This is a genomic window from Ensifer oleiphilus, from assembly GCF_013371465.1.
Classification (GTDB): Bacteria; Pseudomonadota; Alphaproteobacteria; order Rhizobiales; family Rhizobiaceae; genus Ensifer; species Ensifer oleiphilus.
Map to the genome: position 1 here is coordinate 837,724 of NZ_JABWDU010000001.1, position 13,945 is coordinate 851,668.

Annotated in this window: 10 protein-coding genes; 4 read left to right on the forward strand and 6 right to left on the reverse strand. The window is 63.3% G+C overall.

Features of this window, described 5'->3' with window-relative positions; translation table 11 throughout:
- The first annotated feature begins 8 nt into the window (after positions 1–8).
- From HT585_RS03990 to HT585_RS04000, 3 genes are all read left to right on the forward strand, one after another.
- Entirely contained in the window at positions 9–761 is a 753-nt protein-coding gene (locus HT585_RS03990; protein WP_176351703.1) for a crotonase/enoyl-CoA hydratase family protein, read from the forward strand.
- A 338-nt stretch (positions 762–1,099) separates the two neighbouring features.
- Positions 1,100–3,199, forward strand: a complete 2,100-nt coding sequence (gene mcpU, locus HT585_RS03995) for a methyl-accepting chemotaxis protein McpU (RefSeq protein WP_176351704.1) — start codon at positions 1,100–1,102, stop codon at positions 3,197–3,199.
- A gap of 341 nt (positions 3,200–3,540) precedes the next feature.
- A complete protein-coding gene (locus HT585_RS04000) occupies positions 3,541–5,757 on the forward strand; it encodes a methyl-accepting chemotaxis protein (protein WP_343213921.1) in 2,217 nt (738 codons plus the stop codon).
- A gap of 54 nt (positions 5,758–5,811) precedes the next feature.
- Here HT585_RS04000 and HT585_RS04005 read toward each other — a convergent pair whose 3' ends face one another.
- From HT585_RS04005 to HT585_RS04015, 3 genes are read right to left on the reverse strand one after another with little or no spacing between them, the layout of a single operon-like run.
- Complete coding sequence (locus tag HT585_RS04005) at positions 5,812–7,062, reverse strand: class I SAM-dependent RNA methyltransferase (protein WP_176351705.1); 1,251 nt, start codon at positions 7,060–7,062, stop codon at positions 5,812–5,814.
- Positions 7,059–7,829, reverse strand: coding sequence for a TlyA family RNA methyltransferase (locus tag HT585_RS04010; RefSeq protein WP_176351706.1), 771 nt, complete (start codon positions 7,827–7,829; stop codon positions 7,059–7,061). Before HT585_RS04010 ends, HT585_RS04005 begins: the two co-directional genes overlap by 4 nt.
- A 7-nt stretch (positions 7,830–7,836) precedes the next feature.
- A complete protein-coding gene (locus HT585_RS04015; RefSeq protein ID WP_176351707.1) occupies positions 7,837–7,992 on the reverse strand; it encodes a hypothetical protein in 156 nt (51 codons plus the stop codon).
- Positions 7,993–8,079: 87 nt separating this feature from the next.
- Here HT585_RS04015 and HT585_RS04020 point away from each other — a divergent pair, with 87 nt between their 5' ends.
- Positions 8,080–10,293 carry a methyl-accepting chemotaxis protein gene (locus HT585_RS04020; RefSeq protein WP_246707562.1) on the forward strand — a complete coding sequence of 738 codons (2,214 nt, stop codon included), beginning with the start codon at positions 8,080–8,082 and terminating at the stop codon, positions 10,291–10,293.
- 191 nt (positions 10,294–10,484) lie between these two features.
- Here HT585_RS04020 and dxs read toward each other — a convergent pair whose 3' ends face one another.
- The 3 genes from dxs to HT585_RS04035 form a co-directional block, all read right to left on the reverse strand.
- Positions 10,485–12,398 carry a 1-deoxy-D-xylulose-5-phosphate synthase gene (gene dxs, locus HT585_RS04025; protein WP_176352177.1) on the reverse strand — a complete coding sequence of 638 codons (1,914 nt, stop codon included), beginning with the start codon at positions 12,396–12,398 and terminating at the stop codon, positions 10,485–10,487.
- A 259-nt stretch (positions 12,399–12,657) separates the two neighbouring features.
- Positions 12,658–13,581 carry a pirin family protein gene (locus HT585_RS04030; protein WP_176351708.1) on the reverse strand — a complete coding sequence of 308 codons (924 nt, stop codon included), beginning with the start codon at positions 13,579–13,581 and terminating at the stop codon, positions 12,658–12,660.
- Between the two features lie 110 nt (positions 13,582–13,691).
- Positions 13,692–13,943, reverse strand: coding sequence for an exodeoxyribonuclease VII small subunit (locus tag HT585_RS04035; RefSeq protein WP_176351709.1), 252 nt, complete (start codon positions 13,941–13,943; stop codon positions 13,692–13,694).
- Between the last annotated feature and the right edge of the window lie 2 nt (positions 13,944–13,945).

Sequence of the window (13,945 nt, forward strand, 5' to 3'; positions counted from 1 at the left end):
GAAATATCATGACCGACCAGGTCCTCGTCGAACGTCCCGATGCCTATCCAGGCGTTCAAGTCATCCGCCTCAACCGGCCGGAAAAGAAGAATGCCATCACACGCGACATGTACGCGAAGATGACGAACGCGCTGACTGTTGCAGGCAGCGATCCGGCCGTTCGCGTCACCGTGTTTCTCGGCACGGACGGGTGCTTTTCCGCCGGCAACGACATGGCCGACTTTCTGGCATTTGCCATGGGCGGCTCGATGGGCACGGAGGTCATCGATTTTCTGAAAGCCCTGGCGAGCGCGCCCAAGCCGGTCGTCTCCGGTGTCGACGGGCTTGCGATCGGCATCGGCACGACGATCCACCTGCATTGCGATCTGACGATCTCGTCCGCCCGCTCTGTCTTCAAGACGCCCTTCGTCGATCTGGCCCTCGTGCCGGAAGCGGCGTCGAGCCTGATCGCGCCGCGCATCATGGGACACCAGCGGGCCTTCGCACTGCTTGCCGCCGGCGAGCCGCTGGAGGCGCGCGATGCGCTCGAGGCCGGCCTCATCTGGAAGATCGTCGGCCAGGATGCCGTCGAAGACGAGACGCTATCGCTCGCTACGCGTCTTGCCAAGAAGCCACCGGAGGCCCTGCGCATCGCTCGCGACCTAGTCCGTGGTGACCGCAGCGACGTGCTCGCGCGTATCGACGAAGAGGCGAAGCACTTCGCGGCACAGCTGAAAAGCGCCGAGGCAAGGGCGGCTTTCGAAGCCTTCATGCGCCGCTAAGTCTCTGCCGGACGACGTTTTCAGCGCCCGACATGGGAAAGACTGGGGCGGCTTCCTAGCCGGCCCATTGTGAAGATCCCGTTGCTGCCGGTATCCCGAACTCGCATATGTCAATTTTAATCGCTTCTTAAATAGCAATCGCTAGCGTGCGGCGCGATAGGCCCACCCTCCGGGGGGCCCCGGCCGCATGAAGCATGGCCGGCCCCGCCTTTTAGGCATGTTCAACGTTTTCCCGAGGCTTGACCAACCGCCATTCCGGCGGCTGAACGATGCTGCGCGTGAAAATCATCGAGAGCTCATGTCCGGCGAAGTACGCCGGCCCCTGCTAGGAGCCCATCTTGTCCAATCGATCGAACCTCATGACGCGTATTCTTGTTGCCGCGTCCGGTGTCGTTGTCACCGCCTTCGCCGGCTTTTCCGTCTATATCGACTCGCTTCAGTACGATACCACCACCAAGGCGGTCGAAGAGAACATCTCTTCCTCCGGCGTCCAGGCAGCCCAGAGCGTCGCCAAGTGGCTGAACGGTCGCGTCACGCTGACGGCGATGGTGGCAGATGCCGCCGGCCGCGCGGCTGATGACAACGGCGTCCAGCCGATCCTCAAGAACGACGTGCTGACCAACGAGTTCATCTCGACCTATGTCGGCAACGAGGCCGGCAAGTTCATCACCTGGCCTGACAATCCGATGCCCGCCGGCTATGATCCGCGCCAGCGTCCGTGGTACCAGCAGGCGGTCAAGGCCGACGCGCGCGTCCTCACCGAGCCCTATGTCGATGCCTCGACCGGCGACCTCATCATCAGCGCCGCCGTTCCGGTCAAGCGCGATGGCAAGCTTTACGGCGTCACCGGCAGCGACTTCTCGCTGGAAACACTGGTCTCGATGGTCAAGGGCATCGACGTCGGCGGTGAAGGTTTTGCCTTCCTCGCCAGCAAGGACGGTCAGATCCTCGTCCACCCGGATTCCAAGCTCGTCACCAAGACGCTTTCCGATGCCTTCCCGATCGACACGCCGACGATCAGCTCCGGCATCATGAACACCGAACTCGACGGCAAGCCGATGATCGTCAGCTTCGTGCCCGTTGAGGGCCTGCCTTCGGTCGAATGGTATGTCGGCTTCGTCATCGACGCCGATGTCGCCTATTCCGCGATCGATCAGTTCCGCATTGCCGCCACCGTTGCGACCATTCTTGCTGTCGGCGTCATGCTCGTCTTCCTCGCAACCTTCCTCAACCGTTTGGTCATCCGCCCCGTTACCGACATGACCGGCGCGATGGAAAAGCTCGCTTCGGGCAACCACAACGTCGAAATTCCCGGTGAAGAGCGTACCGACCAGATCGGCTCGATGGCCGCGGCCGTCGCCGTCTTCAAGGCCAATGCGGTCGAACGTGCTCGTCTCGAAGACGAAGCGGATGCGAACCGTTCGCTGTCGGAGCGTGAGCGTCTGGAACGCCAGGCGCGGGATGCGCGTGAGGCAGCCGAAGTGCAGCAGGCCGTCGATGGTCTGGCAACCGGTCTCGGTCGTCTTGCCGACGGCGATCTTGCCTACCGGATCGACAATCCCTTCGCCGATCGTCTCGATCGCCTGCGCGCCGACTTCAACAACTCGGTCGCCAAGCTGCACGACACGCTCTGCGCCGTCGGGGCCAACGCCCGCGGCATCGATGCCGGCGCGACGGAAATCCGCTCGGCCGCTGACGATCTCGCCCGCCGCACCGAGCAGCAGGCAGCCTCCGTCGAAGAAACGGCAGCAGCGCTTGAAGAGATCACCACCACGGTCAAGGACTCCGCCCGCCGCGCCGAGGAAGTCGGCGCGCTGGTGGCCCGCACTCGGGCGGGTGCTGAAAAGTCCGGCGAGGTCGTTGCCAACGCCGTCGTGGCGATGCATGCGATCGAGAAGTCCTCTGGCGAAATCTCCAACATCATCGGCGTCATCGACGATATCGCCTTCCAGACCAACCTCCTGGCGCTGAATGCCGGCGTCGAAGCGGCGCGCGCCGGGGAAGCGGGCAAGGGCTTTGCCGTCGTTGCCCAGGAAGTGCGTGAGCTGGCGCAGCGTTCGGCCAATGCCGCCAAGGAGATCAAGGCGTTGATCACCACCTCGGGCAACCAGGTGCGCAGCGGCGTGACGCTGGTCGGCGACACCGGCAAGGCACTGGAAACGATCGTTGCCGAAGTCCAGGAGATCAACAAGCATGTGAGCGCGATCGTCACTGCGACGCGCGAACAGTCGACCGGTCTTCAGGAGATCAACACGGCGGTCAACACCATGGACCAGGGCACGCAGCAGAACGCGGCGATGGTGGAAGAGCAGACGGCGGCAAGCCATGGCCTGGCGTCCGAAGCAGCCTCGCTCAACGCGCTTCTCGCCCAGTTCAACCTCGGCAACACCCAGAGCGCCTACGCGCCGGCCGCAGCACCGCGCCGTCGCGCCGCATAGTAAAACATCTTAGATGCGAAATGAGACCCGGGGCACAACCCCGGGTCTTTGCGTTTTGACGCCGCTTCTCGAAAATCCGGCGCTGGAACCGTAATTCGTTGTTCGAACTCTCCTTTTTTACGTTTTGATAAAGTGTCGGGGCCTACCGTCCGATTGCCGCGAAATGACTTCGCACCGCACATCCGCCGATCGGGTCCATCTCCTGAAAAGGTCGCCTCAGGACCGCCGCGCTGTGTTCCAGACACCTGCCTCACGCTGCGCGTGTTTTGGCTTTTCCATCACGCGTTCGAAGTTTTGCTCGTGATCCGCTTTTCAAGCGATCGCGCGAAGGGAGACGAACGGTGATTCTTAAGACTGCGACCGCACGCAACATGTTTGCCATCGTAATGACTGGCCTTTTGACCTGTATGGTCACGGCTGCCATCGTGTTCTGGCTATCCTACCAGCAGCTGAAAGAGCGCAGCATCGCGGAGATGACCAACGCCGCCTATGCAAGCGCTGCCAATGTCGAGGCGAGGTTCGCAGAGACGAAGACGCTCGCCGGCAACATGCGCTCCGCTCTCTATGCCATGAAGGAAAGCGGCACCACATCTCGCGAGGGCACGGTCGCGCTGCTGAAGACACTGATCGCCGACAATCCTCTGGCCGTCGGCCTCAGCACCGCCTGGGAGCCAAACGCCTTCGACGGCAAGGATGCGGATTATGTCGGCAAGCCGGGCCATGACGCCAGCGGTCGCTTTATCCCCTACATCGCGCGCTCCGGCGACCAGATCGTCCACGAGGCGCTTGTCGACTACGACAAGCCCGGCGCCGGCGACTACTATCAGGTTCCCAAGAAGACCGGCCTTGACATGATCACCGAGCCCTACTTCTACAAGATCAACGGCCAGGACGTGCTGATGACGTCGATCATGGTGCCGCTGAAGCTCGACAATGCTTTTGTCGGCGTCGATGGCGTCGACATGGCGCTTGGCCAGCTTTCCAAGGAACTTGGCAAACTGGCGCCGTTCGGCACCGGCTTCGTTTCGCTGGTCAGCCAGGGCGGCAGCATCATCAGCCACCCCGACGAGAAATTCCTCGGAAAATCGCTGAAGGATACCGGGCTCGATGCCGGCGGTTGGGGGCAGCTTCTGGGCAAGACCGAACATGCGCTCGAACTCACGCATACGGATGGCTCGGTGCATATCGCCGTCGCCGTGCCGGTCAAGCTTCTGCCGGATACCACCTGGTACGTCGTGGTATCCGTGCCGCAGGCGACCGTGTTTGCCGGTCTCTCGCAGCTTGCAATGATCTCCGTCGCGGTTATCGCCGTCGCAGCCCTGATCATGATCCTGGTCGGCTGGACGCTCGCCACCCGCTTCCGCAAGCGCGTTGCAGCGGTCATCGGCGTCACCGGTGAAATCGCAGCCGGCAAGACCGATGTCGATCTGTCGGAAGCCGAGCGCAAGGACGAGATCGGCGATCTCGCCCGTTCGCTGCAGGTCTTGCGTGATGCGACCATCGCCAAGCTCAAGCTCGAAGACGAAGCGGATGCGAACCGTTCGCTGTCGGAGCGCGAGCGTCTGGAACGCCAGGCGCGGGATGCCCGTGACGCAGCCGAAGTGCAGCAGGCCGTCGATGGCCTTGCAACCGGCCTCGGTCGTCTCGCCGACGGCGATCTCGCCTACCGCATCGACAATCCGTTTGCCGATCGTCTCGATCGCCTGCGCGCCGATTTCAACAACTCGGTCGCCAAGCTGCACGACACGCTCTGCGCCGTCGGCGCCAATGCCCGCGGCATCGATGCCGGCGCGACGGAAATCCGCTCGGCCGCCGACGATCTCGCACGTCGCACCGAGCAGCAGGCAGCCTCCGTCGAAGAAACGGCAGCGGCGCTCGAAGAGATCACCACCACGGTCAAGGACTCCGCCCGTCGCGCCGAGGAAGTCGGCGCGCTGGTCGCCCGCACGCGGGCGGGTGCCGAAAAGTCCGGCGAGGTCGTTGCCAACGCCGTTGTGGCGATGCATGCGATCGAGAAGTCCTCGGGTGAAATCTCCAACATCATCGGCGTCATCGACGAGATCGCCTTCCAGACCAACCTTTTGGCACTGAATGCCGGCGTCGAGGCGGCGCGGGCAGGCGATGCGGGCCGCGGCTTTGCTGTCGTCGCCCAGGAAGTACGCGAGCTCGCTCAGCGCTCGGCCAATGCCGCCAAGGAGATCAAGGCGCTGATCACCACCTCGGGCAACCAGGTGCGCAACGGCGTGACGCTGGTCGGCGATACCGGCAAGGCACTGGAGACGATTGTTGCCGAAGTGCAGGAGATCAACAAGCATGTGAGCGCGATCGTCACTGCGACGCGCGAACAGTCGACCGGTCTTCAGGAGATCAACACGGCGGTCAACACCATGGACCAGGGCACGCAGCAGAACGCGGCGATGGTGGAAGAGCAGACGGCGGCAAGCCATGGTCTCGCCTCCGAAGCCGCTTCGCTCAACGCGCTTCTCGCGCAGTTCAACCTTGGCAACACCCAGAGCGCCTATGCTCCGGCACCAACGTCCCGTCGACGGGCGGCATAAGGCTGCGATATCAACGCGAATGATGAGAAAAGGCCCGGAAGTTCGGGCCTTTTTCTATTTCTCCAGCGTCGCGACGGCCTCGACATGAGCCGACCAGAGGAACTGGTCGATCGGCGTGACCGAGGTGATGCGGTAGCCGGCGGCAACGAGGATTGCGAGATCGCGGGCAAGCGTGATCGGGTTGCAGGAGACCGCGACGACCTTTTTGACGCCGGAACGGGCGATCTCCTGACATTGCACTTCGGCGCCGGCGCGCGGCGGGTCGAAGACGATGGCGTCGAAGACTTTCAGTTCCTGTGCCATGAGCGGCCGGCGGAAGAGATCGCGCTTCTCGATTGACACCGGCTTCAGCCCTTGCGTGTTGCGGGCGGCAAAGTCGAGCGCCTTCAGCGCCTTGTCTTCGCCTTCGACCGCGTGCACCCGCGCCTTGCGGGCGATGCGCAGGGCGAATGTGCCGCTGCCGGCAAACAGGTCGGCAACGCGTTTTGCCTTGCCGATATGATCGAGCACCAGCGCAGCCATCGCCTCTTCTGCCGCAAGTGTCGCCTGGGTGAAGCCGCCAGGGGGAGGCGACACGGCGATACCACCGAATTCTATGATCGGCTTGGTGGGTTCGACGATGATCTCGCCGTTGAGGCTGACGCGGGCAATGCCGCGTTCGCCGAGTACCGTCTCGACCGTGCGCCGGCGTTCGCGGTCGCCAAATCCCTTGATGCCGTCGACCGAGAGGTCGAGGCCCGTAAGCGTTTCGAGAACGGTAATGCGGAAAGGTTCGGCGTTGACCGCCATGGCCGCACCGACCTTGCTGACGGTGGCGAGCCGCGAGACGATGCCGGGGCTCGCGACGGGACATTCCGAAATCGCGACGATGTGGTGGCTCTCCGCCTGGTTGAAGCCGAGCAGTAGGTCCTTCTCGGTCTTGCGGGCGGTAAACACGGCGCGGCGGCGCTCTCCCGGACGGGCTGCGATCAACGGGGCGACTTCAGGCTTCAGCCCCTTCGACTTCAGGGCGTTTATCACCAGGTCGCGCTTGAACGTCTGGTAGAGGGGATCGGCGGCATGCTGCAGCGTGCAGCCGCCGCAGGTGCCGTTCTCGCCATCCGGGCCGAAATGGCGACAGTGCGGCGCGACCCTATCAGGCGAGGATTCGCGCAGCGAGATCAGCGTGCCCTGAGACTTGTTGACCGCAAGGGCAGCACTTTCGCCCGGCAGCGTGAAGGGGACATAGACCGGACCGTCCTCGGTCTCGGCGATGCCGTCGCCCTGCGCGCCAAGGCGGGCGATCGTCAGGGTCTGCGTGCTCATGGCTTTTTTCCGGCCAGCAGGAATTCGACGTTGCCGTCGCCGCCTGCAATCGGCGAGGGGATCAGGCCAAGGCTCTGCCAGCCCATGTCCTCGACCAGCCAGCGCTCGAGTTCGGCGGCAACGGCCGGCGCGCTCTCAGGATCCTTGAGCAGACCGGCCTTGCTGATCGCATCGCGACCGGCCTCGAACTGCGGCTTGACCAGCAGAATGCAATGCGCGCCAGACAGCGCCATTTCGAGTGCCGGCGGCAGGGCGAGCTTCAGCGAAATGAACGACACGTCCGATACGATGAAGGTCACATCGCGGTTGTCGATGTCGTCCTCGGTCATCGCGCGGGCGTTGAGGCCCTCGATGCTGGTGACGCGCGGATCGCTCTCGATGCGCGGATGGATCTGGCCATGGCCGACATCGATGGCGACCACATGCTCGGCGCCGCGCTTCAACAGCACTTCGGTGAAGCCGCCGGTCGACGCGCCGATATCGACGCAGCTCTCGCCCGTGGGATCGAGCCCGAAATGATCGAGCGCTGCGACAAGCTTCAGCGCCGCGCGGGAGACATAATCCTGCGCCGGATCGTCGATGGTGATGGTCACGCTCTCGGCAAAGGCCAACGACGGCTTGGTGACCGTGCGGCCGTCGACCTTTACGGTGCCGCGCTGGATCGCGTCGCGGGCGCGAGCGCGACTGGCGACCAGTCCCGTGTTGAGCAGCAACTGGTCCAGGCGGACCCTGTTCTTGTGTTCTTCATTCTGGCGATCTTCTGACATGTGCTTCTCATGGAGGCTCGCCGGCCTTATGGCAAGCCCCTTCGCTGCCAAGCGGGCTTTGCGGCGGGAAAGATCGAGCAATAAAGACGCCGAAGAAAACAGGGTAATATTCACGTCTCCTTAAATGATGCGTGGCAATTTCACCAAATGTCGCAACCTGCATGAAGCAGGATCTCCGCCCCTTAATCGGACCTCCCGACACATCTGATCATCCCCCGACCTGACGCCGTCTGGCGCAAGGAGTTTCCGCATGCCCCGCTTTCATCTCAGGCTTTCGCACCGTATCGGCTTGCTGGTGCCGATCGCCGTCGCCGGCATTCTCGCCATCGTCGGCATCTTCATCGTCGAGCGGGATATCGAGGAGGGGTATCGCGAGCAGGTGCAGGTCTATCGCGACGCGGATAGGGCGCTCCTGGTCCTTGAAAGCCAATTCCTGCAGAACCGTCGCGCGGAAAAGGACTTTCTGCTTAGGCGAGAGGAGAAGTACACCGCTTCGCATCAGGACGTCGCCGTCAAGGCAAACGAGACGATCGCCGCGCTCGGCAACCTGCTCGACAGCCAGTCGACGCGGGCGCAACTCAAGCTGATTTCAGAGGGTTACGAACGCTACCTCACTGAATTCGTGGCTGTTGCCGACGCCAACCGCATGCTTGGGCTTGAACCGTCGGCCGGCAAGGAAGGCGCGATGCGGGCTGCGGTCCACACGATCGAGGAAGCGCTGAAGTCCGTTTCGGACAAGGGGCTGAAGGCAAGCATGCTGACGATGCGCCGCCACGAGAAAGACTTCATCATGCGGCGCGATCACAAATACGTCGAGAAGCATGCCGAAGAGGTGAAGGTCTTCGCAGGCTTCCCGACGGAGACGTTCGGTGGCAAGGATAACCAGGCGAAGATCCTGGCGGCATTGAAGAATTACGGCGACGCATTTTCGGATTATGCCGCGATGGCCGAAAACGATGCGGTCTTGCGCAAGCGGATGTCCGAGACTTTTTCCGCCATCGAGCCGATCTTCGAGCAGATGGCGACGGCGATCGAGGCTGAGAAGGCCGATGCCGAGACTAAAAGCGCAGCGATGCAGCAGTTCGCAGAGAAGGTCGCACTCGCTGCTGTCCTTGCGGCCATCGCCATCATCGCGGCCACGGTCTTCCTCGTCGGCCGGACAATTTCCAAACCGATCGTCGCCACCACCCGTTCGATGACGCGTCTCGCCGAAGGTGACACTGCGTCCGCCATCCCCTATGCCGGCCGGAAGGACGAAATCGGCGAGATGGCTGGTGCTGTCGAAATCTTCCGGCAGGCGGCGATCGCCAACCAGAGGCTGGAGGCGGAAGCTGCTGATAGCCGCGCCCGTGCCGATGCTGAGCGCGCACGCCTGCAGGAGGAGGCCGAAGCTGCCGCCCAGGCACGCCTTCGCCAGGCAACCTCCGGCCTTGCCGGCGGCCTGCAACGGTTGGCGGCCGGTGACCTCGCCTTCCAACTGTCGGAGCCTTTTGCGCCGGATTTCGAGCAGCTGCGCCATGACCTTAACTCGGCCGTGTCGCGGCTAGGCGATGCGCTGGCGGCGGTCGCCGATTCCAGCGGCTCGATCGATGGCGGCTCGCGCGAAATCAGCGAGAGCGCCGACGACCTCTCGCGGCGTACCGAGCAGCAGGCCGCCTCGCTGGAGCAGACGGCAGCTGCCCTTGATGAGATCACTGCCAATGTCACAAGCTCGACCCGGCGTGCTGAAGAAGCGCGCGTCGTGGCGGGCGAGGCAAATTCAAGCGCCGCCAAATCCGGTGTCGTTGTCGCAAGCGCCGTGGAGGCGATGCGCCGGATCGAAAGCTCCTCCGGCCAGATCTCCAACATCATCGGTGTCATTGACGAGATCGCTTTCCAGACCAATCTCCTGGCGCTCAATGCCGGCGTCGAGGCTGCGCGGGCAGGCGATGCCGGAAAGGGGTTTGCAGTCGTCGCCCAGGAGGTGCGCGAACTTGCCCAGCGCTCGGCCAAGGCCGCCAAGGAGATCAAGGAGCTTATCCGCAATTCCAGCGTCGAGGTCGAAGGTGGGGTCAAGCTGGTGCGTGATACCGGCGAGGCGCTGAAGGCGATCGGTGGCCACGTCGCCACGATCAACCAGCACATGGACGCGATCGCCATTTCGGCACGCGAACAGTCGGTGGGCCTCAGCGAAGTCAACACCGCCGTCAACCAGATGGACCAGGTGACGCAGAAGAATGCAGCGATGGTCGAAGAGGCCAACGCCGCCAGTGCTCAGCTTGCCAACGAAGCCGGACGCCTGCGCGAGCTCATTGCCCGCTTCACCCTGCCGGGTCGAACGAGTGGCGCGACTGCGGCAAGCGACCTGCGCGCCATGGCGCGTACGATGGCTGCGCCAACGGCACCGGTGCGCGCGGCGAGTGCCGCACGTCCGATATCACGCGGCAATGCGGCAGTGGCACAGGACGACTGGCAGGAATTCTGATTGTCGCCGAAGCACGACAAGAAGGCAAAAGACCCCGGTTCTTCGCCGGGGTCTTTTGTATCTCAAGCCTGTCGCGCAAAAGTGTGCAGCGGATTTGCGCCAGAGACTTGCGTAAATACAAGAGCATAAAGCGCGCCAAGCGAATCTGAAAGATCGCGAAGCGCTCTGCGGTAGTCGTAGACTATGCAGGCTTAGCCAGCCGCGCCAAGTCCGATATCCTGCTTCTGGCCGAGCGCCTTGAATACGGTCGAAACGATGCCGGCGCGGTCGAGGCCGGCGGCGGCGTACATTGCTTCGGGCTTGGCCTGTTCCATCCAGATATCGGGCATCACCATCGGGCGAACCTTCAGGCCGCCATCGAGCAGGCCGTCTTCGGCGAGGAACTGCAGTACGTGGCTGGCGAAGCCGCCGACAGCGCCTTCCTCGATGGTAACAAGCACTTCGTGATGGCGCGCAAGCTGGCGGATGAGGTCATGGTCGAGCGGCTTGGCAAAGCGTGCGTCCGCAACGGTTGTAGAAAGGCCCGCCGCATCGAGATCTTCGGCAGCCATCAAACAGTCGGCAAGACGGGTGCCGAACGAAAGCAGTGCCACCTTCGAGCCCTGCTTGACCACACGGCCCTTGCCGATTTCGAGAATCTGGCCGCGCTCGGGCATCTCTACGCCCACGCCTTCGCCGCGCGGATAGCGGAACGAAATCGGACCGGCATCATAGGCTGCGGCCGTGCGCACCATGTGCTTGAGTTCCGCCTCGTCGGCTGCCGCCATGACGACGAAGCCGGGCAGGGTGGCAAGATAGGTGGTGTCGAAGGAGCCCGCATGGGTCGGCCCGTCGGCGCCGACGAAGCCGGCGCGGTCGATCGGGAAGCGCACCGGCAAGCCCTGGATCGCCACGTCGTGGACCACCTGGTCGTAGCCGCGCTGAAGGAAGGTGGAGTAAAGCGCTGCAAACGGCTTGTAGCCTTCGGAGGCAAGGCCGGCCGCAAAGGTCACGGCATGCTGTTCGGCAATGCCGACGTCGAAGCAGCGCTTGGGGTGGGCCAGCGCAAACTTGTCGAGACCGGTGCCCGACGGCATGGCGGCCGTGACCGCAACGATCTTGTCGTCGAAACCGGCTTCCTGTGTCAGCGCTTCGGCGAAGACCGAGGTGTAGGCGGGTGCATTCGGCTTTGCCTTGGCCTGCGCGCCGGTGATGACGTCGAACTTGTTGACGCCGTGATACTTGTCGGCGGCGGCTTCGGCGGGCGGGTAGCCCTTGCCCTTCTGTGTCACCACATGGATCAGCACCGGGCCCTTGGCGTTGTCGCGCACGTTGCGCAACACGGGCAACAGGTGCTCGAACGAGTGACCGTCGATCGGGCCGATATGGTAGAAGCCCATCTCCTCGAACAGCGTGCCGCCGGTGACGTAACCGCGCGCGTGCTCGACGGCGCGGGTGATTGCCCGATCTACCGTCTTGCCGAGATAGGCCGTCAGCTTCTTGCCGACTTCGCGGATGCCCATATAGGTGCGGCCGGAGGCGAGACGCGCGAGATAGGCGCTCATTGCGCCCGTCGGCTGCGCGATCGACATGTCGTTGTCGTTGAGGATGACGATCAGGCGCGCATCGAGCGCGCCGGCATTGTTCAGCGCCTCATAGGCCATGCCGGCCGACAGCGCGCCGTCGCCGATGACGGCGATGACGTTACGGTTGATGCCGTCGAGGTCTGCGGCAACCGCCATGCCGAGGCCGGCGGAAATGGACGTCGAGGAGTGCGCGGCACCGAAGGGATCGTATTCGCTTTCGGCGCGACGGGTGAAGCCGGAAAGGCCGCCTTCCTGGCGCAGCGTACGGATGCGGTCGCGACGGCCGGTCAGGATCTTGTGCGGGTAGCACTGATGGCCGACGTCGAAGATCAGCCGGTCATGCGGTGTGTTGAACACCTTGTGGATGGCGATCGTCAATTCGACGACACCCAGGCCTGCGCCGAGGTGGCCGCCGGTGCGCGAGACCGCATCGATCATCTCTGCACGAACTTCGCCGGCAAGCTGCGGCAGATCCCGGTCGTCGATCTTCTTCAGATCGTCGGGGAAGGTCACCTTGTCGAGCAAGGGAGTTGCCGGCATTGGGGTGGTTGGCAGTTGTGTCACTCTGCATGCCTCATGCGCACCGCACGGATCGGGTGCGCGAATAGTTGGTTGTATAGTTAAAGCGGCTCTTTAGACGCAATCGTTGCTGAATGCAAAAGTAGGCTTTCCTGCGTCGTCATCCAAGACACTACTGCATGATTCCCTGAATCGAAATCGATTTAAGGAAACATGCGGCAACCTGAAGCGACAAATCTGTCGCTTCAGGGCGGCAAGCGTTCACGACTATCCCGTGCCGTTAGCCGGCCGGCAGGGGCACGAATTCCTCCTCGTCGCCGGGCACGATATCGAAGCGGCCGGTGCGCCACTCCTCCTTGGCCTTCTCGATGCGGTCCTTCGACGACGACACGAAATTCCACCAGATGTGGCGGGCCGAGCCGAGCGCAGCGCCGCCGAACAGCATGATATGACAGCCGAGCGGACCGGCGGTGACGGTGATTTCGTCGCCCGGACGGAAGACCAGCAACTGATTGTCGGCAAAGTGGTCGCCGGCGATGATCGCTTCGCCCGAGAGGATATAGAGCGCGCGCTCTTCCCAGTTGGCCGCAAACGGCGCGCTTTTGCCGGGTGCGATGTTGAGGTCGACGTAGATCGTGTCGGTAAAGACCGAGACCGGCGATTTCTGTCCTTCGAAGCTGCCGATGACCACCCGGGCATCGATGCCGCCGTCGCTGAGCTGCGGCAGGTTGTGCCGCTCGGTGTGATCGAAGATCGGGTCGATTTCTTCCTTGTGGTCGGGCAGCGCCAGCCAGGTCTGCAGCCCCGAGATGGAGCGCGCATGCCCGCGCTGGTTTTCGGGCGAGCGCTCGGAGTGAACGATGCCGCGGCCGGCGGTCATCAGGTTCACGTCACCCGGCCGGATCACCATTTCGGTGCCGAGGCTATCGCGGTGCTTGATCTCCCCGTCGAACAGATAGGTAACGGTGGAAAGGCCGATATGAGGATGCGGCCGAACGTCGATCGCTTCGCCGGCGCGCAGGAGCGCCGGGCCCATGCGATCGAAGAAGATGAACGGCCCGACGAGGCGCCGTCTGGCGGTCGGCAGTGCCCGGCGAACTTCCAGGCCACCGATGTCGCTGGTGCGCGGAATGATCAGGTGTTCGATCGCGTCGCAGGCGGGTTTGTCGCCGGCGAGCGGGTCGGGGCCAGGAAAGAAGGACATGGTGCACGCTCCCGTTGTTCGTATGGCCTGACCCTAGCCCCGAACTCGGGCAGCGGGTAGGGGCGAGACGAAGACGCAGCGTTTCCAGACGTTGACCAATCCCGCGCCGGTTACTCCGCGTCGAGCGGTTCCACGCCCTGCGGCTTGCCGGCGCGATCGAGCCTGATCTTTTCGATCCGGTCCTCGGCCGCTTTCAGCAGCGCCTCGCAGTGTTTCTTCAGCGCTTCGCCGCGCTCATAGATTTCGATCGACTTGTCGAGCGCGACGTCGCCGCGCTCCAGCGCCGAAACGATGCGCTCCAGCTCTTCGACGGCTTGCTCGAAGGAGAGGGCCGGAACGTCCGGTTGCGTGGTGGTGGTCATGG

Excerpts from the sequence above, each read along its gene's own strand:
- dxs (WP_176352177.1), bottom strand. The coding sequence starts at position 12,398 with ATGCCGGCAACTCCCTTGCTCGACAAGGTGACCTTCCCCGACGATCTG.
- HT585_RS04035 (WP_176351709.1), bottom strand. The coding sequence starts at position 13,943 with ATGACCACCACCACGCAACCGGACGTTCCGGCCCTCTCCTTCGAGCAA.
- HT585_RS04005 (WP_176351705.1), bottom strand. The coding sequence starts at position 7,062 with ATGAGCACGCAGACCCTGACGATCGCCCGCCTTGGCGCGCAGGGCGAC.
- HT585_RS04020 (WP_246707562.1), top strand. The coding sequence starts at position 8,080 with ATGCCCCGCTTTCATCTCAGGCTTTCGCACCGTATCGGCTTGCTGGTG.
- HT585_RS04015 (WP_176351707.1), bottom strand. The coding sequence starts at position 7,992 with ATGCAGGTTGCGACATTTGGTGAAATTGCCACGCATCATTTAAGGAGA.
- HT585_RS04010 (WP_176351706.1), bottom strand. The coding sequence starts at position 7,829 with ATGTCAGAAGATCGCCAGAATGAAGAACACAAGAACAGGGTCCGCCTG.
- HT585_RS03990 (WP_176351703.1), top strand. The coding sequence starts at position 9 with ATGACCGACCAGGTCCTCGTCGAACGTCCCGATGCCTATCCAGGCGTT.
- HT585_RS04030 (WP_176351708.1), bottom strand. The coding sequence starts at position 13,581 with ATGTCCTTCTTTCCTGGCCCCGACCCGCTCGCCGGCGACAAACCCGCC.